The 20,362-nt window shown below is 38.0% G+C and carries 17 protein-coding genes and 6 pseudogenes; 20 read left to right on the top strand and 3 right to left on the bottom strand.

What is annotated here, in order from left to right; genetic code table 11:
- Positions 1-392: 392 nt before the first annotated feature.
- From ACFOU2_RS11945 to ACFOU2_RS11870, 16 genes and pseudogenes are all read left to right on the top strand, one after another.
- Positions 393-1,451: a polysaccharide pyruvyl transferase family protein gene (locus tag ACFOU2_RS11945; protein WP_377915377.1), complete on the top strand. Its 1,059-nt coding sequence runs from the start codon at positions 393-395 to the stop codon at positions 1,449-1,451.
- A gap of 348 nt (positions 1,452-1,799) precedes the next feature.
- Positions 1,800-2,906: a hypothetical protein gene (locus tag ACFOU2_RS11940; protein WP_377915375.1), complete on the top strand. Its 1,107-nt coding sequence runs from the start codon at positions 1,800-1,802 to the stop codon at positions 2,904-2,906.
- A gap of 313 nt (positions 2,907-3,219) precedes the next feature.
- Positions 3,220-3,741, top strand: a pseudogene (hxlA, locus tag ACFOU2_RS11935) (3-hexulose-6-phosphate synthase); the annotation flags it as partial.
- Positions 3,742-3,749: 8 nt separating this feature from the next.
- A complete protein-coding gene (gene hxlB / locus ACFOU2_RS11930; RefSeq protein WP_377915373.1) occupies positions 3,750-4,310 on the top strand; it encodes a 6-phospho-3-hexuloisomerase in 561 nt (186 codons plus the stop codon).
- A gap of 205 nt (positions 4,311-4,515) precedes the next feature.
- A complete protein-coding gene (locus tag ACFOU2_RS11925; protein ID WP_377915371.1) occupies positions 4,516-4,692 on the top strand; it encodes a hypothetical protein in 177 nt (58 codons plus the stop codon).
- Positions 4,665-4,793, top strand: a pseudogene (locus ACFOU2_RS11920) (FAD-dependent monooxygenase); the annotation flags it as partial. The gene ACFOU2_RS11925 and the pseudogene ACFOU2_RS11920, both read left to right, overlap by 28 nt.
- Positions 4,794-5,022: 229 nt before the next feature.
- Positions 5,023-5,790 carry a DODA-type extradiol aromatic ring-opening family dioxygenase gene (locus ACFOU2_RS11915; RefSeq protein WP_377915369.1) on the top strand — a complete coding sequence of 256 codons (768 nt, stop codon included), beginning with the start codon at positions 5,023-5,025 and terminating at the stop codon, positions 5,788-5,790.
- 45 nt (positions 5,791-5,835) lie between these two features.
- The gene (locus ACFOU2_RS11910; protein ID WP_377915367.1) at positions 5,836-6,261 is read left to right on the top strand and encodes a DoxX family protein; all 426 of its coding nucleotides are present in this window, start codon (positions 5,836-5,838) and stop codon (positions 6,259-6,261) included.
- Positions 6,262-6,410: 149 nt separating this feature from the next.
- Positions 6,411-7,100, top strand: coding sequence for a GNAT family N-acetyltransferase (locus ACFOU2_RS11905; protein WP_377915365.1), 690 nt, complete (start codon positions 6,411-6,413; stop codon positions 7,098-7,100).
- Positions 7,101-7,102: 2 nt separating this feature from the next.
- A pseudogene (locus ACFOU2_RS11900) lies at positions 7,103-7,413 on the top strand (GNAT family N-acetyltransferase); the annotation flags it as partial.
- A gap of 47 nt (positions 7,414-7,460) precedes the next feature.
- Positions 7,461-8,225, top strand: coding sequence for an NRDE family protein (locus ACFOU2_RS11895; protein ID WP_377915363.1), 765 nt, complete (start codon positions 7,461-7,463; stop codon positions 8,223-8,225).
- A gap of 219 nt (positions 8,226-8,444) precedes the next feature.
- Entirely contained in the window at positions 8,445-8,855 is a 411-nt protein-coding gene (locus ACFOU2_RS11890; RefSeq protein WP_377915361.1) for an RrF2 family transcriptional regulator, read from the top strand.
- Between the two features lie 27 nt (positions 8,856-8,882).
- Positions 8,883-9,002: pseudogene (locus ACFOU2_RS11885) on the top strand (hypothetical protein); the annotation flags it as partial.
- Positions 9,003-9,176: 174 nt separating this feature from the next.
- On the top strand, positions 9,177-9,566 hold the full coding sequence (locus ACFOU2_RS11880) for a cytosolic protein (protein WP_377915359.1): 390 nt from the start codon (positions 9,177-9,179) through the stop codon (positions 9,564-9,566).
- A gap of 589 nt (positions 9,567-10,155) precedes the next feature.
- Positions 10,156-11,658 (top strand): alkaline phosphatase, encoded by a 1,503-nt coding sequence (locus ACFOU2_RS11875; RefSeq protein ID WP_377915357.1) that lies wholly within the window; start codon positions 10,156-10,158, stop codon positions 11,656-11,658.
- 196 nt (positions 11,659-11,854) lie between these two features.
- Positions 11,855-12,352: a metallophosphoesterase family protein gene (locus tag ACFOU2_RS11870; protein ID WP_377915355.1), complete on the top strand. Its 498-nt coding sequence runs from the start codon at positions 11,855-11,857 to the stop codon at positions 12,350-12,352.
- A 999-nt stretch (positions 12,353-13,351) separates the two neighbouring features.
- Here the strand turns inward: ACFOU2_RS11870 and ACFOU2_RS11865 are convergent.
- Positions 13,352-13,645, bottom strand: a complete 294-nt coding sequence (locus ACFOU2_RS11865) for an acyltransferase family protein (RefSeq protein WP_377915353.1) — start codon at positions 13,643-13,645, stop codon at positions 13,352-13,354.
- 499 nt (positions 13,646-14,144) lie between these two features.
- Here ACFOU2_RS11865 and ACFOU2_RS11860 point away from each other — a divergent pair, with 499 nt between their 5' ends.
- Positions 14,145-15,329, top strand: coding sequence for a DUF4317 domain-containing protein (locus tag ACFOU2_RS11860; protein WP_377916376.1), 1,185 nt, complete (start codon positions 14,145-14,147; stop codon positions 15,327-15,329).
- A gap of 270 nt (positions 15,330-15,599) precedes the next feature.
- On the opposite strand, the pseudogene ACFOU2_RS11855 reads toward ACFOU2_RS11860, so the two are convergent.
- Positions 15,600-15,902: pseudogene (locus ACFOU2_RS11855) on the bottom strand (DUF3900 domain-containing protein); the annotation flags it as partial.
- Between the two features lie 455 nt (positions 15,903-16,357).
- Between ACFOU2_RS11855 and ACFOU2_RS11850 the strand changes: the two are divergent.
- Entirely contained in the window at positions 16,358-16,852 is a 495-nt protein-coding gene (locus ACFOU2_RS11850; RefSeq protein ID WP_377915351.1) for a hypothetical protein, read from the top strand.
- Between the two features lie 155 nt (positions 16,853-17,007).
- Here the strand turns inward: ACFOU2_RS11850 and ACFOU2_RS11845 are convergent, their stop codons facing one another.
- A complete protein-coding gene (locus ACFOU2_RS11845) occupies positions 17,008-17,589 on the bottom strand; it encodes a TetR/AcrR family transcriptional regulator (RefSeq protein ID WP_377916374.1) in 582 nt (193 codons plus the stop codon).
- Positions 17,590-17,817: 228 nt separating this feature from the next.
- Here ACFOU2_RS11845 and kynU point away from each other — a divergent pair, with 228 nt between their 5' ends.
- Positions 17,818-19,095 carry a kynureninase gene (gene kynU, locus ACFOU2_RS11840; RefSeq protein WP_377915349.1) on the top strand — a complete coding sequence of 426 codons (1,278 nt, stop codon included), beginning with the start codon at positions 17,818-17,820 and terminating at the stop codon, positions 19,093-19,095.
- Positions 19,077-20,150, top strand: a pseudogene (locus ACFOU2_RS11835) (amino acid permease); the annotation flags it as partial. The gene kynU and the pseudogene ACFOU2_RS11835, both read left to right, overlap by 19 nt.
- Positions 20,151-20,362: the final 212 nt, after the last annotated feature.

Below are 20,362 nucleotides of genomic sequence, written 5' to 3'. Positions count from 1 at the left end.
ATTGCTATCTGTGAATGGTGCTTTTGCAAGAAGTGGGTTCTGGTGTAAAGAAAATCAGACAGCTAACCCAACATGAATATTATCTGCTCCACGAGCGATTATCTTATCCGCCTTTGCCTTTTCCCCTATAACTATATGAATCCACGTAAATCATTTGACGTGGATAAAAAACATCCACGCAAATGATTTACGCATAAGCGGCCGCCAATCTCCCTTACGGGTTCTTGTCAGCCGCTCATACGAAGACCTTTGTAAGCCTGCTCAAGGTGAGAGAACAGAAAGGCGCAAATAAAAGAAGGCCCGGTGACAAAGTTTAAAAATTAAGTAGGACTTATATATTTAAGAACAGAGTTATAGAAAGGTTACTTAATCCAACTTTTGGAGGGAAGATGATGAAAAGAGTGTTATATTTAGGTTGGATTGGTCATAATAACCTTGGTGATGAGTTATTATGGAATTTATTTAATAGACTTAGTAATCTTTACTTTGGTCAAGAAGAAATAGAAATAATTCCCTCTTTAAAAAGAAAAGATCTGGACTTGAATAAATATGATTCAATTGTTTTAGGCGGAGGTTCAGTACTGTTACCCAAATATATACATCTACTCCACAAGGGAATTCAACAAGAGAAAAAAGTTTTAATTTGGGGCAGTGGCTTAGACTGGATTAAAAAAAACGACTTGGATCTTATGATTTCTAACGGAAAGCCTTTACTACATGAACCTATCAACAAGGAGTATGCGGATATCTTAAAAGAAATTTTTGCCCGTGCTTCATTTGCAGGGGTACGAGGCCCATTGACTAAAAAAGCCTTGGAGTTTCTTGGAGTAAGTGGTGATCACATACGTATAATTGGCGATCCAGGGATGTTGTTAAAGCAAAACAATGCCTCGAAAACAAAAGAATCAGAAAAACGAATTGGGTTAAATTGGGGAACATCACACAACAAAATTTATGGAAACAATGAAACAAAAGTAGAAGATGGTTTAGTGGAAGTTTCCAAGAATCTAATAAAACGTGGATACAAGATATTAATTTATGGAGTTTGGACTAACGATTTGGAACCTTGCCAAAGATTATTCGATAAAATTAATGATTCAAGTAATGTTATTTTAGATAAAACCCTCTATGAAGAACAACAACTTATTACGGTTTTGTCTTCTTGTACTTTAACAATTAACTTTAAACTTCATGCTAATTTATTATCCTTAGCCGCTAATGTTCCTAGTGTATTACTGGGATACCGCTTTAAAATTTTCGATCTGGCTTATTTACTCGGATTAGAAAAGTATATTGTATCAACAAATTCTTCTGATTTAGAAACAGAGATATTAAAAAGAGTCCATTTAATTGAGCAAAATCACTCAGACATTATTAAGGATTATAAAGAGAGACAAAAAGCTTTTAATCCTTTAATGATTGAACCATTTAATAGAGGTCTTATAACATAAGTTCTTTATATACTTTACACATTTTTGAAGAGCTGAGAAGGTGACTCCGGCAAATACAAAATATGCAATATTTAAGCTGAATAACACTTATTAACTATTTCTAAAATGGTAATAGCATAGTAATTATGGGTGCCTGCTAATATAGAAAATAAATGTTAAATAAAAGCCGAAATTTTAGTTTATGTTACTATTTTTTTACTAAAACAGGCAAATGTACGAAATGCTCTGTGTCCTTTCTATCAACTATTACATATTCTATATTATATTTTTTTCTCAACAAACGGTAAACCAAAAACGGAAATGAACCATTTTGTATTTTCTGAATATGGTGATGGGAGATACGGCGTTATGATCATTATATATGAGCCTGAAATTAAAAAAAACGATAAAGAAGTAAGATTGCAAGCAGTATTTGAAGTTGATGGACAGAAAGATGTTCTTTGGTTTGAGGTGGAGGAGAAGTATAGTGTATACCTGACTAATGAAAGAGCAGATGCCTTTTTAGTTGGATTATTATGGTATGCATTGAAAAATGGACACGATATAAAAGTGTTATCACCAATGTCTGAAAGACTTTACTATACGGTAAATAAATATCTCATCCCCTTAATCGCTGAGATCCATGGATACAAGATGATAAAGGTTATGTGTAATCAGCTTGCGGCAAAACCGATATCAAATGCTGGTGCAGTGGGAACTGGATTGTCATGTGGAATAGACTCTTTCAGCACTATTTGTGATCATATGGGAGGTGGTGTCCCTGAAAAATATAAAATTACCCATTTTACTTTTTTTAATGTCGGGTCAAACGGGGATTCTGCTGACAAACGGACGTTAACACTTTTTAAAGAAAGGGCAAAAATCGCAAAAGCTTGTGCCGATGAACTTGGTAAAGAATTAATAATGGTTAACAGCAACTTAAGCGAGATATTGCATATGGATTTCGAACAAACACATACGCTCAGGAGTATGTCTGCGGTTTTGGCTCTTCAAAAATTATTTAAAGTTTATTATTATTCCTCATCTGTTCATATAAAATATTCCTCCTCTGTTTATATAAAAAATTTCGGACTAAGCAGAAAACATCCAGATGATTATGATATTTTTAGTTTGAGCATGTTATCTACTGAAAATACCAGTTTGTTTTCATCTTGCGCTAATTACACCAGGGTCGATAAAATTCGTATGGTGGCAAAATTTGAGCCATCATATAAATACCTTAATGTTTGTGTAAAGGATAAATTTAATTGCGGTAAATGTTCTAAATGTTTAAGAACTTTATTAACGTTAGAAATAATAGGAGCACTTGATAAGTATGCATCCATTTTTAATCTTAATGCTTATTATAAGAAAAGATCTAACTATATAACTAAAGTTCTGGATTCTCCAGATAATGATATTTATATGAGGGAGATTTATAATGAGATGGTGCGTACTAATTTATTTAAAAGCTAAATTTTAAAGTCAAAGTATGAGAATCTAAAAATTTATTTAAGTTAAAAAAGGATCCCTCAACAAGTGGCAGGATGAATTTAGTAAAGACATTTGCAAGGATATTGAAGAAATTGTCGGATATAGTCCTGATTATTATATCATGTAATGAATTATACAAGGGGTCTCGCCACATGCCCATCAAGCTAAAACAAAATTGTATCCTTAAACCCCAAAAACGCTATTCTTTCTGTAGAGCTATGAGAAAGGATGGCGTTTCTTTCTGACACTATATAACATTTATATAACTATATGTTTAAAAAGTGCGTACTTTTAAAATGAAGGCCTTAGAGCGGTAAAGGAAATCAAAGAAGAATTTCCGAATTTAAAAGTATTGGCGGACTTAAAGATCATGGATGCGGCAGGATATGAAGTCATGAAAGCATCCGAGGCCGGCGCTGATATCATCACTATTCTGGGTGCCGCGGAAGATATGTCCATAAAGGGTGCCGTTGAAGAAGCAAAAAAACAAGGCAAAAAAATTCTGGTTGATATGATCGCTGTGAAGGATCTTGAAGGACGAGCCAAAGAAGTGGATGAGTTTGGCGTAGACTACATCTGTGTGCACACAGGCTACGATCTTCAAGCAGTTGGAAAAAATTCTTTTGAAGATCTTCAAACCATTAAACGTGTCGTGAAAAATGCGAAAACTGCAGTCGCGGGAGGCATTAAATTAGACACGCTGCCGGAAGTTGTTAAAGCACAACTGGATCTTGTCATTGTTGGCGGCGGTATTACCGGACAAGAAGATAAAAAAGCTGTAGCTGCCCAAATGCAAAAAATGGTCAAACAAGGGTAATGGCCGTTATGCAGACGACTCAATACTTAGCTGAAATCATAAAAGAGTTAAACCGAACAGTAGACTTGATCGCCGATGAAGAAGCTGAAAAACTGGTAAACGGGATTCTTGAATCAAAGAAAATTTTTGTGGCTGGCGCAGGTCGATCTGGATTTATGGCCAAGTCCTTTGCAATGCGAATGATGCAAATGGGTTTCGAAGTCTATGTAGTAGGTGAAACCGTCACCCCCCCCAATCTGGAAAAAGATGACATATTGATCGTCGGATCTGGTTCAGGAGAGACAAAAGGTTTAGTTTCCATGGCTGAGAAAGCGAAAAGTTTAGATGGAACTGTCGCGGCTGTCACGATTTTCCCTGAATCGACGATTGGACAATTAGCGGATTTTGCTGTTAAATTACCTGGCTCACCTAAAGACCAATCGGACAGTGGCTACAAAACGATACAGCCAATGGGGGCACTATTTGAGCAAACCCTCTTATTGTTCTTCGATGCTGTCATATTGAGATTGATGGAGAAAAAAGGAATGAACGGCACTACAATGTTTGGCAGACATGCCAATCTTGAGTAGAGCAAAGAGTTCGATTTAGAATCTTAAACTGACAACAAGTAATCGATGAGACTAGGGCATACTGAATGTTCACCTAAGAAAATAAGGGACAAGAAGACCGCAAAGCGTTTCTTAAGGGAAGCTTTGCGGTTTTTTATATTTCCTACTCTTCGCAATGTGCAAGAGTGAGATCCATTGGTTGATCATCAAAAAAGGGGGGAAGGGCGTGTATGATATGATCATCATCGGCGTAGGATCAGCTGGAGGTAGTGCGGCCATTCTTGCTGCACGAGCAAAAAAGAAAACGATATTTTCGTTATACAAACAGAAAGGAGAAGAAATCACCATTCGTAGTTCTGTCATTGTTGGTACGGATGGGAGCCAACGATACGACCGACCATGATTAACGATAATCAGCTTGCTTTATTTACCCAGGCCGGCGATTTTATTCAAATTGGCTGGAACATTGAAGAAGGTTCTTATCCTATCTTAAGGAAACAGTCATTGGTAAATAATTAACCCGGTCCATCGTTTACTTATTAAGTGCATACCTTTTCAAATTTTGGACAAAGTGATGATTGTTCCATATAAACACCTCACTATACGGCCAAAACTGCTTTTAAATGTATTTTTTACTTTTTTAATATAAGTACTTGACGTATATTATTTATTATAATAAACTTAGTTACAAAAAGTAAGCATTGATGTTTATCAATTAGGAGGTCGATAAAAAATGGTGCCATCTTTGTTTTTAGCGCATGGTTCGCCGATGCTGGCTATTGAAGATAATGAATATACCCAATTTCTTGCAAGTATTGGTCAAAATATAAAGCCAAAGGCCATTGTCATTTTTACAGCTCATTGGGAAAGCGATATAACGACTATTTCTTTTACGGATGAGGTTTATGAAACGATTTATGATTTTTATGGTTTTCCGGATGAACTGTATGCCATCAAGTATCCGGCCAAAGGGTCAAAGGAAATAGCCACTATGATCAAAGACCGGTTCCCAAAACAAGGAATAAAAGTAAGGATGAATATGACAAGGGGATTAGATCATGGCTCCTGGACACTTTTATCTCGTATTTATCCAAAAGCTGATATACCTGTGATTCAACTCTCGGTCAATCCATATCTTCCCGCAGAAGAACAGTTTAAAATTGGTCAGTCTCTTCGCGGGCTTGGAGAGGAAGAGATTTTAGTGATTGGCAGCGGCGTGACAGTCCATAACTTGAGAGCTGTCAAATGGGAGCAAACTACTCCGGAACCTTGGGCAGTCGAATTTGACAATTGGCTGATTGATAAGGTTCAACAAATGGATTTGGATTCACTTTTTAAATGGGAACATTTAGCCCCTCATGCTCGCCTGGCTGTTCCAAGAGCTGAACACTTTGTGCCGCTCTTTATTGCGATGGGAAGTGGAGATTCGCAAACAAAAGCACAAGTTATTTATCGAGGTTATGAGTTTGGGACATTAAGCTATCTTTGCCTTCAATTTTAATAGATAAAACAACCTACAATATCTTTCAAAAGGAGAGGGTAAAATATGAATAAGAAATATGAAGTAACTTCACTCATTTTACGATTGATTTTAGGTATTACCTTTTTCGTTCACGGACTTTCTAAGTTCCAGGATGGAATTAGCAATATTGCTGCATGGTTTGATAGCATCGGCCTTATGGGTTCTCTAGCCTATGTAATAGCTATTATTGAGGTGGCAGGAGGTATAGCTATGATCTTGGGGATTGGGACACGCCTTGTATCCATTTTATTTGCATTAGTGATGATTGGGGCAATCTTCACCGTTAAAATTTCTGTTGGGTTTATGGGGAATGGACAAATGGCTGGATATGAATTCGACTTGGCTTTGTTGGTCATGGCCATTCATCTTGCCGTTAATGGAAGCCGATTGTGGTCTTTTGATTCAATGCTGCGTAAAAATGAAAACAACGAAACGTTTATAAGTGGATAAAGGGAACTTTCATCAGTGGGGGTCTTACTGCTCGTTAATGCGGGATAAATAGTATTTTGTCAAATGATAAAATATCAATATCGCTCATCGATATATGGAGGGGGGGCGAAAGTTTTCTAGATTGACGATAAGATAGAGGAGGAGAAGGCATGTATCGAAAGGAGTTTTACGTGTTTGATCAAGATCGGCCTGTGCCGGCGGTGATCCGAAATTATGAGGAAAAGGATTTTCCTGGTTTGATTTGCGTTCAACAGGAAAGTTTTCCTCCCCCATTTCCATCTGAATTATGGTGGAATGCGGAACAATTGCATAACCATGTTACCTTGTTTCCGGAGGGAGCCTTATGTATTGAGGTGAATGGGGAAATTGCGGGATCCATGACGGGTTTGCTTGTTGATGCTGATCCCAACCATCCCGATCATACATGGGAGGATATTACAGATAATGGCTATATTCGCAATCATAACCCGAACGGAAATACACTCTATGTCGTCGATATTAGCGTGCGTCCCACCTATCGAAAATTAGGATTGGGAAAATGGCTGATGTTATCCATGTATGACGTCGTTGTGCATAAGGGATTGGAACGACTGCTAGGCGGCGGAAGAATGCCTGGCTATCATAAAAAAGCGAATGAGATGACGCCGGAACAATACCTTGAAGCTGTTGTAAAAGGTGAACTGAAAGATCCTGTCATCACCTTCCTGCTTCGTTGTGGCCGTACCCCTGTTCAAGTAGTGCCCAATTATTTAGAGGATGAAGAATCCTGCAATTACGGGACGCTTATGGAGTGGAAAAATCCTTTCTGCCTATCAATAACTGAACAAGGAGAATGCTAAAAATGGAATATCGCAGAATTTCGAGTATACAAGATTCTTTGTTTAAACAAATGCATCATTAATGCAAGACGCATTCCCGCCCGAAGAAGTATTAGAATTCGATCTTTGGAAAGAACCTTTGGAAGACCCGGGAACTCGTGTCTTTGTCGCCGTTCACAATGGGAAGGTAGTTGGTGCGACGGAATACCGCTATTATGAAGATTTTGATGTCGCCATGACAGATTTTACCATCATTGGCCAAGCCGGGCTTGGTATCGGTCCGTTTTTAGCTCAGAAGAGAGCGGAAGATTTACATTCCTTAGCTTTAGCAAATAGAAGATAATCTAACCGATTTATTTATATATTAGGAGGTTAATAAACGTGTGTCTCATATTGGTTGCTTATCATGTTCACCCTGTTTATCCCCTTATCATAGCCGCCAACCGCGATGAGTTTTACGAACGGGCTACCGCTCCTGCGGCATTCTGGGAAGATGCACCTGCTGTGCTGGCTGGGCGCGATTTGGAGAAAGGGGGGACGTGGATGGGAGTTACCCGCACCGGACGCTTCGCTGCCATTACAAATTACCGCGCTCCTGGACAAGCCCGTTCGGACGTCAAATCCCGCGGTTTTCTTGTTAGTGACTACTTAACCGGAACAGATAAACCGAAGGAATATCTCGAAAAAGTACAGCAAGTTCATGAGCTTTACAACGGTTTCAACTTGCTGGCGGGGGATACTGAATCACTCTATTATTATACTCCAGTCTGTAATGAAATTAAAAAAGTTAGCCCTGGTGTCCACGGGCTCAGCAACCACGTGATGGACACGCCATGGCCCAAAGTAAGAAGAGGTACAGAAAAACTAAAACAAGCCCTTTGGAATAAAACAATAGACGAAACACTTTTGTTATCGATTTTGTCCGACTCGGAGGAAGCATCTGAGGAAGAGCTGCCAGACACGGGGATAGGAAAAGAATGGGAGAAATTGTTATCTCCGCTATTTATCCGAAGCGACAAATACGGAACAAGATCTTCTACCATTTTTACCTTAGATAATGATAATAATATCGCATTTACTGAAAAATTTCTTCTAACTGATTTACAGCAATGGAAAAAATCCCGTTATACGTTTTTCGTTGAATAACAAAGAAAGGATAAGAGATAGTAAGTGAAAGTAAGATGGCAACACAATATTAATTATAGGAGGAGTCAATGATTGTCTATGAAGGAGTACCGCTTTTAAGACTCCTCTCTCATTCTTTTCCCGCATTTAGTTCCTTTAAAAATATGTCTGATATCATTTCGAAATCTTGACAAGTCTAACTGTAATATTTATTATTGCAATTAGAAGGTAGGTTTTCTTATGAATAGTGATTTTTCCATCGCAGTACACTGTATTGCTTTTTTAGCTACAAAGCCGGATCAAAGAGCTACAAGTGAAGAAATTGCGCATAGTGTTACAATACACCCTGCCCGTTTAAGAAAAATCTTAAGTCTTTTAAGAAAAGAAGGACTCCTTTCTTCGAAAGAAGGAATAGGTGGAGGATTTTTGCTTAAAGAGGAACCTGGAAATATTACACTTGATAAAATATTTTTCTTGACGAGTGAAGGTGTATTAAAACCAAAATGTCCAGAGGCAAATGAAAACTGTATGGTAGGGAAGAACTTGTCTGTAGTACTTTATCACATATTTGATGGTGCAGAGGCATATTTAATGAATTATTTAAAGACCATCTCTATTTTAGATATAATAAATGAGATTAAGCGTAAGTAATTTTTTTTTAAAACTGTAATAAATTTTATTACAGAAAGAAAGGTTTCAATGTCCAATTCGAAAAGAGTGGTTGCTGGAATGTCAGGTGGAGTCGATTCGTCTGTAGGAGCGTACCTTTTAAAGAAAGAGGGATATGACGTTAATGGACAGGAAACAAAGGGGTTTATGGGCCAATGCAGATATTGACCATTATTTTTTATTGCTCTCATTTTGGTATTTTGATAAATTTCGCTGCGAATCATTTGTCCATTGTTCTTCCCATTTGTTTAAATAAGGCAAAATCGTTTATGATAGGAAGGAAAACTAACGAGGAGTGAGCGTATGAAATCATTTACTGTCAATTTTCATCAAGAAGATGCAGTACAAGTTATGAATGTCCACAAATTAAGTGAAGAGGACTTTAACAAAGTGACAGAAGGCGGAACAAGACAACTGTTTGAACTCGATACAAATGTAGGATTTTTCATCTTTTTTGATGGGCACGATGCGGAGGGAGCGGAATCCTATTTGGTTCTCCATTTTGAAGGTGAGAACGAAGAACCGAGTGCTTGCTATGAATTTGAGTTAAAAGACTTTTATCAATTCATGGCATTGTATTTAAATGATATCCAGCTGGATGTCGAAGCGGATGAAGAAGAGTATGGACCGATTCACCATCTTGCTCACCTAATGTTCCACATCATTGAAGAAGGAAGCAAAATCGAGGTATAAGTATGAGAAACAGAGAGTTCAATCTCTGCTTCTTTAGTCAACCGTACAGCTGTAAAAAAGCATTGCCCCCCTCTGTCATTCTTATATCTTTTTCAAATATGTGTTAAAAAATAGGAAGTTCATCATGAGCAACGAGAATATACAATATGTAAAAAGTGTGACAGTAGATCCTTCAGTATATTATTCCCTCTAGGTAGACAGTGTAGAAAGGAGGTTGTCCCAAGTACAAAAAACATACTTTTGGGACAACCTCCCGCGATGGACCGTCATTAAAAATCCAGGAAAATCAAGCATGGCGGTGACGGCCCATCACAGCAAAAATGGATGATTACCGTCATCTGGAGGCTTTTGAGTCAGCCCCTGCACTATACGTGTAGGGGATTTTCTTTGGCTAAAAAAGGGCAAACATTTCAACATTGTCCAGAAGATTTTAAATGGCGGAACACCCAGAAAGCTCGAATGGAACGGCAACAACACAAATCAGGTCTTAAAGAAGCATAAGTAAACGTACGATATAAATAATTTTCCTACATGACAAATCCTTACTTGGTTATTTTAAAAATTGTAAGCTTCTTGAGGAGGGATATGAATGAAAAAAATGAAAATTCTTATCGTAGCTTATCTGGTCGTTTTTTCGTTGTTGGGATGTACTGCTAATCAAGACGATGAAGCAATGAACGGTCGTGACAATAACAATGAAGTACGAAATGTTGGATATCAGCGTGACAATGGGGACGTACGAGAAATTAGAGATAATCGGAATGATGGCAATCAAGCACGAGTACAAGGCACTAATGAGGCCCGGTCTCGAATTGCTGAAGCACCAGACACTCAAGCCCAAATCAAAAACGTGATTTTTCTAATTGGTGACGGGATGGGTGTTACTTACACGTCTGCTTATCGTTACTGGAAAGATAATCCTGACACTGCAACTGTAGAACGAACAGAATTTGATAAGAATCTTGTCGGTAATCAGATGACTTATCCGGAAGATCCAGAGCAAAACGTAACAGACTCAGCCGCTTCGGGAACTGCTATGTCAACAGGTCATAAAACATACAATGCGGCAATTGCGGTCGAAAACGATCGAACAGAAATAAAAACGGTGCTTGAAGCTGCAAAAGGAAAAGGAAAAGCAACTGGTCTTGTTGTCACATCTGAGCTTACTCACGCAACTCCAGCTTCATTTGGTGCTCATGATGTAGATAGAAAGAATATGGATTCTATGGCAAATGACTACTATGATGAAATGATTAACGGACAACATAAGATCGATGTTATGCTAGGTGGAGGAAGGAACAACTTTGTTCGTAGTGACCGCAATTTACCAGAAGAATTTAAGAAAGCCGGATACAGCTATGTCACAAACCGCCAAGAATTATTAAATAATAAAAACAATCGAATTCTTGGTATATTCGCCCCTGCAGGGCTTCCTAAAATGATTGATCGCACGGAAGAGATTCCTTCACTAGAAGAGATGACAAATGCAGCTATTTCACGCCTAAGCAAAGATAAAGACGGCTTCTTCTTGATGATTGAAGGAAGTCAGATTGACTGGGCAGGGCATGACAATGATGTTGTAAGTGCAATGAGCGAAATGCAAGACTTCGAAAAATCTTATAAAGCAGCCATTGAGTTTGCGAAAAAGGACAAGCATACATTGGTTGTAGCGACTGCTGACCACTCTACGGGCGGATTTTCTATTGGTGCTAATGGAATCTATAACTGGTTTCCTGCACCGATTAAAGCAGCAAAACGTACGCCGGACTTTATGGCAAATGAAATCGTTAATAAAGGTGCGGATATAGAAGCAACATTAAAACAGTATATCGGCTTAGAATTAACGGCTGAGGAAGTGAAGTCTGTTAAAGATGCGGCTGAGCAAGGAAAAGCAGATAAAGATAAAGGACTTGTAAAAGTCGATAATGCAATTGAGAGCATTTTTAACAAACGTTCCAATACAGGTTGGACAACAGGCGGACATACGGGTGAAGACGTTGCGGTATTCGCATTTGGGCCAGGTAAAGAAAGATTTGCAGGACAAAAAGATAACACTGACCACCCGAAAGTTATTTTTGACATTCTCAAATAAGGCGAAAATTGATTAAAAAATAATAAAAACTTCCACTACTTAAAAGATGGGCAGTGGAAGTTTTTATTCTGTTTACCTATTGTGAAGATAGAGTAAATACCTTGTAGATAAGCATGATTCCAAAAGCAGATACATTTGCGTTTGGGGCATACTTCTTTATCATGATCATAAACAGAGAAGAAAGGATGTCATGGTTATGAAAATCATCGTCGTATCGGATACTCATATGCCAAAAAGGGCGAAAAAACTCCCCGCGCGGTTTGTAAAGGATTTGGAATTGGCAGATTTAATCATTCATGCAGGTGATTGGCAAACGATGGGCGTGTACGAAGAACTTTCACGCTATGCGAGAGTGGAAGGGGTTATTGGAAATGTAGATGGCCCTGACATGCAGCAGCGCTTTGGGGAAAAGCTTATCCTTGATGTAAATGGATTCAAGATCGGTGTAGTTCATGGTCACGGCCAAAAACTGACTACAGAGAGAAGGGCGTTGGCCGCATTTGAAAATGAAGAGATTGATTGTCTTATTTTTGGGCACTCCCATATTCCGGTTTTAAAAGAAACAGACGGGGTTTTGCTTTTTAACCCCGGTTCGCCTACAGATAAACGGAGGCAGCCTCATTTTTCCTATGGCATTTTAACGATTGAAGAAACGATTCATGCAGAGCATGTTTTCTATGAAAACAAAGAGTAGGACAAGAAAGCATCTTCTTATTAGCAGGAAAAGGAATTAAGGGATGTTGGATAGAAATAATAAACGAACATAGAAATCATAATAACTGCTCATCTTAGACCTTGCTTAAAAGAATAATCTAAGCAAAGGGAAGGTGCTGGAAATGCTGCTGGCAAGCAAACCGAAAAAATGTCACCTTTGTGGGGCAAAAGAAAATTTGAGGATATTTCCAAGCTTGTATGTGAAGGGAGCCTATATTTGCAAAAACGGCTGCAACGATATTCGGGAGAAGGTAAGGAAAAGCTAAAAGGGCACTTTTATTAACTATCCGAATCATTGGGTAGTTTTTTTTGCTGCATTAAAGTCTAGTGTTGATGTTCGAAGGATAAATAATTCAAATGTGCCAGTGGACTAAACAGGAGACATGAATTAAAAGACGGATTTTATAAAAGGGATAGCCAGTAAGAGGCTATCCCTTTTTGTTTGGATTCTGAAACAATCCCATTTCCTCATTTCCCTAGTAAATACTCAGAATTCAAAACATATTTACGAATGATTATGTTTAGCAACAATGTTAAAAATAAGGCTGCGAGACATTTGATTGTAAGGTAAAAGAACAGGGAGGTTTCATTCATAAACGGATCGAATACTCCTAGACCAATTAAAACAAAAGGATGAATGAGAAATATCCCAAACGAATGTATTCCAAAGATATGCAAAATTCGAACAAACAAGTTCTGTTTCAAATCAAGAAGTTGGGGAAAAAAAGAATAACGAGATTGTCCCGAACGAAGCATACAAAATGTTTATAAAATGGAATAGCAAAGGGTGGATATGCCATTGTCCAATAATCTTGTAATAATAAAATTGTTGGACATATATTGTTCCTAAGTACATAAAAGCGATAAATAGCAACCATTTAGTAACTGAAGATTTAAAATGTACAAATTCTTTTGCATAGATGGCGAGTGTTGCTCCTAAAGCCAAGTAAAATAAATAAAAGATAAAGATTGTTCCCTGTCAAACAATATAAGGGATTATGATATATTTTAATCTCTTCTTATAAAAAAGTACCCAGTCGCTTATCTCCATTTTTCGTCCGTAATAGTTATAAAACAACACGAAAGCGCTTAAAAAGATAAATGCCAGTACAGCAAATCTAGAAAACCGGTTGATAAATAAATAAAAGTAAAAAGAATGAGAATTCTGAGGAACAATGGTTAATGCTGCCCCAAAAGTATGGATAATCACAATAAAAAAAACACAAACTCCTCTGTATATATTGAGGTAATTTAAATAACGCCTATCTTTCATTTTTAACCCCTTACTAAAATCTAAGATTGTAGATTCATATATTATAGCAAACCGAACTTTATCCTGCATTATGCTCGTTCATTTTGTAACATTCTTTTCAAGTGAAACCGGTTTATCAAAGAATAATCACTCTCTTTAGAGTTTTTTATTTTAAAAGGGAAGCTGTTCTTTTGGGGAATCTTCTTTATTTTATTGATCATGAATGAATGCAACTTTATTCTAAGCAAAATTAGTTTGTTTATCTTTTCTTGTATCCACTAACCAGTTATTAATTTTATCCTCATTTTTTCCTTTTTACGTTTCTGATTTTGATAATGTAAAACCTAGAATGAGTTATCCGATCAAACCTTATGTTAAAATAAAGCGATACTTCAAAGGGTGGAAAGTAATCAAATGGAGCCAAAGATTTACTCTCCACTTTCTAATGCCAGCATTTTATAACTCTGTGACTTTCAAAAGTATAATAGCAGATCGAAACAGCTTAGGAGTGGGAATAGATATGAACCAAAAAGACATAGCAAGCATTCGAAAACAATTTAAAGTAGATAATGAATTACTCAAAATCACCGAAATCTTTAATGTTTATATCATGAAGGAAACAAGTGAAATCTATCATCATCAAAGTCAACCATTTGAAATGTTGGACCAAGATCAGCAAGAGTTGTTTATGAATAACTTTAAAAAATTACTTACAGGACAATTGGATGAAAAGTTATTTGAATTAAAATTTCAGCGTAATGCTAAAAATAACAGTCAGCTTATTTTGCATCAAGGATTATTAAGCAGTGATGTGGAAGGATGGAAAGAACAAATGCTTCTCATCGTTGAAAAAATGCTTAAAGACCGGCAATATGAAATGGATATTGTCGTAACATTCATTCGAGGAGAATATTTGAAGCCAATGAAACGCCCAAGCAAAGAGGCTGGGGAGAGTGAACGAGATGCCGTTTATTCCCATTCATTTATTCTATGCAGTATAAATAAAACACAGGAACCAAAAAAAGAATTGCTTTTTGACTATGTCGAGAAGGAATTCAAGTACAATGTTATGATAGATCCTGTCATCAACCTCAACGCTCCAGTAGCAGGGTTTCTTTTTCCTTGTTTCACAGATAATGCTGCGGATGTCAACCACATTTTATATTCAGCAGGCAAAGCACATGAGCCTGATCATCAGTTCGTAGAGGAAGTATTAAATGGTGAAGAGACGATGACTGCAAAAGACGATAAAATGGCTTTTGAGGAAATTGTAAAAGACGTAACAGGAGATCAACTAAACACGTCAACACTCTCCAATGTATATGAAGAAATTAACCGTGTGATCGAAGAAAATGAAGATGAAGAAACACCAAAACTAGACTACAAAGACGTAGAACGTATTTTAAAGATGAGCGGACTAGAAGATGTAAATACAGAAAAGGTAGAAACAGCTTTCCAAAGAGTCCTCGATGACGAAAAATATGAGCTAAAAGCAAGTAGCATCGTACCAAAGTATAATTCAAAATCTATCAAAATCAACACGAAAGTAGCTAACATTTCTATTAGTCCACAAGATTTAAGATACGTGAGACAGGTCAATTTTAACGGTAAACGTTACATTATGATCGAAGTGGAAGAAGATACCGTGATTGAAGGGTTCACTATGATTCCAGAAGCTTTTAACGGTAATATAGTCAATAGTTAAATATCAAGCGAATGAAAAGCTTTTAAATGGCTTTCTTTTACAAAACCTTAATTGAACTGTTTAAATAAATAATCCTTCTGCGTTACTATAAACGTAATGCAGAAGGATTTTAAAGTATATAACGGGGCAGGTTACTTAAATAAAAACTCCATAGTAAATCAAAAGAAATAAATATAATTTATCAATGCAAAAGGTAATTTCCCTCTATATAAAATTTACCTTTTGAGAAAAATTAAGATAACATTATAAACACTGAATGAAATAATTTTCCTCTTGAAAGGCTTCCTTTGTTTCAGCAAAGCGGATCCGGTGAAACAGATTGTAGTTTGGGTTGGAATCAAGGGAATGCCCCGGTTCTACGATAAAGCGGCCGATTTTCGTGGGTACTTGATCTGTTTTTGGATGACGATTGACTTTTCGTTTAACGATTTTTGTCAGCTCTCCATCCAAGAATTCTTTTAGAGCACTATTTTCATAGGTATCTTCGTCCAACGTTTGGAAGTGTTTATAGTGACTGTTTATCTGTTCTCCTTTTCCTTCTACTTGTACCACGTAAAAAGATAAAAACTTTATTGGAAGTCCATTATATATAAATCCAATTTAATTTTTTAACCTTTGTCACCGGGTTTTCTTCTATTCGCGCCTTTCTGTTTTTTCATCTTGAATGAGCTTACAAAGGTCTTCGTATAAGCGGCTGGCAAGAACCCGTAAGGGAGATTGGCAGCCGCTTATGCATAAATCATTTGACATAAATGCTTTTTATTTATGTCAAATGATTTATGTGGATTTATATATTACCTTGTTCTCTTTTTTTAACTTTTCGCAGTATAAGAAACGGCAAGGCATCCGTCAATTGAAAGTGGCCGGGAAGGCGGCGGAAATGCAGCTGCTCTCAAAAGGAAAACATCCATAAAAAGGAGAAAAAAGAAGAAGGAGACAGTAGTGGAAGAGTCTAATAAAAGAGTTATAGAAGCAAAGCTGAATTTTTGGAGCGGCTCCATGAACAAGTTGAAGAGGAGGATGGGGGAATGGAGAAAGAAAAGAAAAAGCTAGATAAAAAGCTTGTTGGAATGATTGCAGGGCTATGTATAATTGGGGTATTCACTGCAGGATATATCATGATATCCCTGTTTTCAGGAGCTGAGGAAACGGCAAAGCAATCCACCAAAGCACTCGCTGCAACTGAAGAAATCAAAGAGTTTACGAACGTTGGCGACTTCATTTCTTATTTCCACGACTTTTATAATGAGACGGCCTGTTATGGAAGATTGGATTCGCTGAATTGGGAAGAACAAAAAGCGGCAGCGGAAAATATGCTTTATTCCCTCGGAAGTCTAAAAGTGGACAATAAAGATCTATCAAAAGACTTTAAGGAAATAGCCAAGATGGCAAGTGAAATAAAAAATGACGGAAAGAAGAAAGCCACAATCAAGAAGCTTCACCGCTATTTTCATGATTTAGATATTCATTATAACGATTATCAAGGCTCCACAGAGGTGTTTAAGATAACGGAATTTAAATAAAGAGGTTGTCCTAAAAGTACAAAGAACATACTTTAGGGACAACCTCCTGCGATGGATCGTCATGAAAAATCCAGGAAAATCAAGCATGGGGGTGACGGCCCATCACAGAAAAAATGGATGATTACCGTCATCCGGAGGCTTTTGAGTCATCCTTTTTACAGGTAGAGTCCCGTTGTGTAAATAGCCGTAATGGTTTTGGCAATGTCTTCGACGGATGCCTGGTGTTCATTTCGAACGATTTCCCAGAGGTACATTTCATTGGCGAAAAACCAGCCGCGGGCAACAAGTTCATGATTTAACGCCGCTCTGGCCAATCCATTTTGCTGTGAATAGGCGATATCCTTTGAAATTCGTTGAATGAACCTTTCTCTGATTTCTTTCCATTTATCGGAGACAACCGGTGAAATCCCAATTGCCTGTTCAAACACTTGCATCATGCCTCGTTCTGCTTCAGCCATCTTTAAAAATGCGTACGCCTGCTTTTCGATGACTTGTTCCGCTTCTTCTTTTGACGTTGGAAAGAAGGGAGTTTCTGCAATATGATAAAATTGATCCATCACACCTTCCATTAACACAATTAAGATATCGTCTTTTCCTTCAAAATGGACGTATGCTGTACCGTATCCCACATTTGCCTTCTTGATAATTTGAGAAATAGTTGCTCTTTGAAATCCTTCCTCAAGAAACACTTCTTTTGCCGCTTCTAATAGTTTTTGACGTGTCATGATTGAGCGCATGTGACGTTTATCCGCCACTTTACTAGTTTCCACCACTATTTCTCCTCCATTCGTTGCCTTTTTTACTAGCATATATGGAAAGTAATGAAAACTAAAGGGTTATTTGTGAAGAATTTTCAACGATTTTCAAGATTTTTAGAATGTTTTGATTTGTTATTGACGCCATGTCATATTCTTTGATACGATTTCCCTAGCATAATCGCAAAAACGAAGTTAAGGAGGATTATGATGGTTTCTTATTCTTTTGAGCCAACTCTAGAATTTGCCAGGAAACTTGATCAGGAAGATGGACTATCGCATTTCCGCCATGAATTTTATTTAAAGGCAGACTCCATTTATATGGACGGAAATTCATTGGGCCTCCTTTCTAAAAGAGCCGAAAAAACACTATTAGAGTCTGTAGATGATTGGAAAGAACTGGGGATTGACGGATGGACACAAGGAAACCATCCATGGTTTTACATGTCAGAGAGACTAGGTGAAATGATGGCGCCATTAGTGGGAGCTTCTTCTGAGGAAGTTATTGTAACCGGGTCCACGACAGTGAACTTACATCAGCTTGTTGCTACTTTTTACAAACCTGAAGGAACACGTACAAAGATTTTAGCCGATGAATTGACATTCCCATCTGATATTTATGCTCTTCAAAGCCAGCTCCGCATCCGCGACTATGATCCGGACACCCATCTTATCCGTGTAAAAAGCCGTGATGGGCGCTTTTTGGAAGAGGACGACATTATCGCTGCCATGACAGACGACATCGCGTTAATTATTTTACCAACCGTTCTTTATCGCAGCGGTCAAGTATTGGATATGAAACGTTTAACAGAGGAAGCAAACAAGCGTGGTATTTTAATCGGGTTTGATGGATGTCATTCTGTGGGTTCCATTCCTCATTCATTCAGCGGGTGGGGGGTTGATTTTGCGTATTGGTGCAACTACAAGCATTTAAATGGGGGGCCTGGATGTGTCGGCGGCCTATATGTGAATCGTAAACACTTCGGGGCGCATCCTGGTCTGGCTGGATGGTTTGGTTCCAAAAAAGATAAACAATTCGACATGGAACATACATTAACACCGTCTGAAACGGCAGGGGCTTATCAAATTGGAACGCCTCACGTGTTGAGCCTTGCGCCTTTAATTGGCTCTTTAGAAATTTTTGCAGAAGCCGGAATTGAAAACATTCGCCAAAAGTCACTTCACATCAATCAATATTTAATGGACTTAATTGAACACGAGCTGGCAGATATGGATTTTACAATTGGCAATCCTAGAGATGATGTACGTCGAGGGGGACATGTAAGTCTCGAACATGATGAAGCTGCTCGTATTTGTAAATCATTAAAAGAAAACGGAGTGATTCCAGACTTCCGTGCACCAAACATCATTCGTTTAGCACCGGTCGCACTGTATTCTTCTTATGAAGAGGTATGGAAGGTCGTACAAAATCTAAAAAAAATTATGACGGAAAAACAATATGAGAAATTGCGATCGCCGTCTATATGAAATACTGGTTTCCGGACGTTCCGGGAATGGTATGGATCTTGTTGTTTGCCGCTGTGTTGATTTATGTAAATGCGACTGGTGTCAATACATTTGCCACATTTGAGTATTGGTTCTCCATGATTAAGGTAAGCGCGATTGTGCTTTTCATTCTCCTTGGTGCATATGTTCTATTTGGAGCGTCTGAACAGCCGGGAATAGGAAGCGAAAATCTTGTAAACCATGGCGGGTTTCTGCCGTTTGGCCGGTGGGGAATGTGGGTAGCAATCTTTATCTCTCTATTCAGCTTTTTAGGGACAGAAATGATAGCGGTTACATCTGGTGAAGCGAAAGATCCGGATGTAGCTGTGCCAAAAGCGCTGAAAGCAACCGTCTTCCGTTTGGCCACTTTCTATGTTTTGACAATGGCCATCATGTTAATGATCGTTCCCTGGAAATCTGCCGGTGTCGATAAAAGCCCTTTTGTCAAAGTAATGGAAATTTTGAACATCCCGGCTGCTTCGGGTGTTGTAAACTTTATTGTCTTAACGGCTGCTTTATCGGCCATGAATAGCCAGTTATATGCATCAACGCGGATGATATTTTCCTTATCTCGCGGAAAATATGCGCCTGCTTTCTTTGGAAAAGTAAGTAAAAAAGGTGTTCCGGCAAACGCTCTTATGGTCTCTACACTTGGTATTATCGTTGCTGCAGTCGTTTCGGCCCTGGTTCCTGATTCATCTTACGCGGTCATGATGGGGATTTCCATGTTCGGTGCCATGTTCACATGGTTGATGGTCTTCGTTTCTCATTTATTTTTCCGTCGCAAGTGGGAGCAAGTGGGGGGACGCAAATTACCAGTAAGAATGATCGGTTTTCCTTATTTGACGATTTTAGGGGCCGTTTTGCTGTTCTGCTTGATGATTACGACATGGTTTACGAACTTTAAAATCATGCTTCAACTTGGAATTCCGTGGTTAATCTTTCTTTCGATTGCTTATGTTATTTGGAAAAAAACAAATGGAGTCCATCATACAACAAAAGACGCCCCTGGCTTTCTGGAAGAGAAGTCAAGATAGATTAATAGCGTGATAGCCAATTTAATGTCTCCTTGATATATGAATCCACATAAAGAATGTAACACGAGCAAAAAACGCCCATGTTACATTCTTTACGCATAAGCCTCCGCCAATTTCCCTTGCAGGCCCTTGACGAAGGCTTATACGGGAACCTTTTTGAGCGGATTCAAGATGTAAGAACAGAAGAGTCGTGAATAGTATAAAAAGCGAAA

The organism is Bacillus songklensis (assembly GCF_042649685.1).
GTDB lineage: Bacteria > Bacillota > Bacilli > Bacillales > Bacillaceae_H > Bacillus_BA > Bacillus_BA songklensis.
Note: the sequence above shows the minus strand (reverse complement) of the source record. Positions and strands in the feature narration are given on the sequence as shown.

Coding starts and splice junctions, on each gene's coding strand:
- ACFOU2_RS11945 (WP_377915377.1), top strand. CDS start 393: ATGAAAAGAGTGTTATATTTAGGTTGGATTGGTCATAATAACCTTGGT.
- ACFOU2_RS11940 (WP_377915375.1), top strand. CDS start 1,800: ATGATCATTATATATGAGCCTGAAATTAAAAAAAACGATAAAGAAGTA.
- hxlB (WP_377915373.1), top strand. CDS start 3,750: ATGCAGACGACTCAATACTTAGCTGAAATCATAAAAGAGTTAAACCGA.
- ACFOU2_RS11915 (WP_377915369.1), top strand. CDS start 5,023: ATGGTGCCATCTTTGTTTTTAGCGCATGGTTCGCCGATGCTGGCTATT.
- ACFOU2_RS11910 (WP_377915367.1), top strand. CDS start 5,836: ATGAATAAGAAATATGAAGTAACTTCACTCATTTTACGATTGATTTTA.
- ACFOU2_RS11905 (WP_377915365.1), top strand. CDS start 6,411: ATGTATCGAAAGGAGTTTTACGTGTTTGATCAAGATCGGCCTGTGCCG.
- ACFOU2_RS11890 (WP_377915361.1), top strand. CDS start 8,445: ATGAATAGTGATTTTTCCATCGCAGTACACTGTATTGCTTTTTTAGCT.
- ACFOU2_RS11880 (WP_377915359.1), top strand. CDS start 9,177: ATGAAATCATTTACTGTCAATTTTCATCAAGAAGATGCAGTACAAGTT.
- ACFOU2_RS11875 (WP_377915357.1), top strand. CDS start 10,156: ATGAAAAAAATGAAAATTCTTATCGTAGCTTATCTGGTCGTTTTTTCG.
- ACFOU2_RS11870 (WP_377915355.1), top strand. CDS start 11,855: ATGAAAATCATCGTCGTATCGGATACTCATATGCCAAAAAGGGCGAAA.
- ACFOU2_RS11865 (WP_377915353.1), bottom strand. CDS start 13,645: ATGAAAGATAGGCGTTATTTAAATTACCTCAATATATACAGAGGAGTT.
- ACFOU2_RS11860 (WP_377916376.1), top strand. CDS start 14,145: ATGAACCAAAAAGACATAGCAAGCATTCGAAAACAATTTAAAGTAGAT.
- ACFOU2_RS11850 (WP_377915351.1), top strand. CDS start 16,358: ATGGAGAAAGAAAAGAAAAAGCTAGATAAAAAGCTTGTTGGAATGATT.
- ACFOU2_RS11845 (WP_377916374.1), bottom strand. CDS start 17,589: ATGCGCTCAATCATGACACGTCAAAAACTATTAGAAGCGGCAAAAGAA.
- kynU (WP_377915349.1), top strand. CDS start 17,818: ATGGTTTCTTATTCTTTTGAGCCAACTCTAGAATTTGCCAGGAAACTT.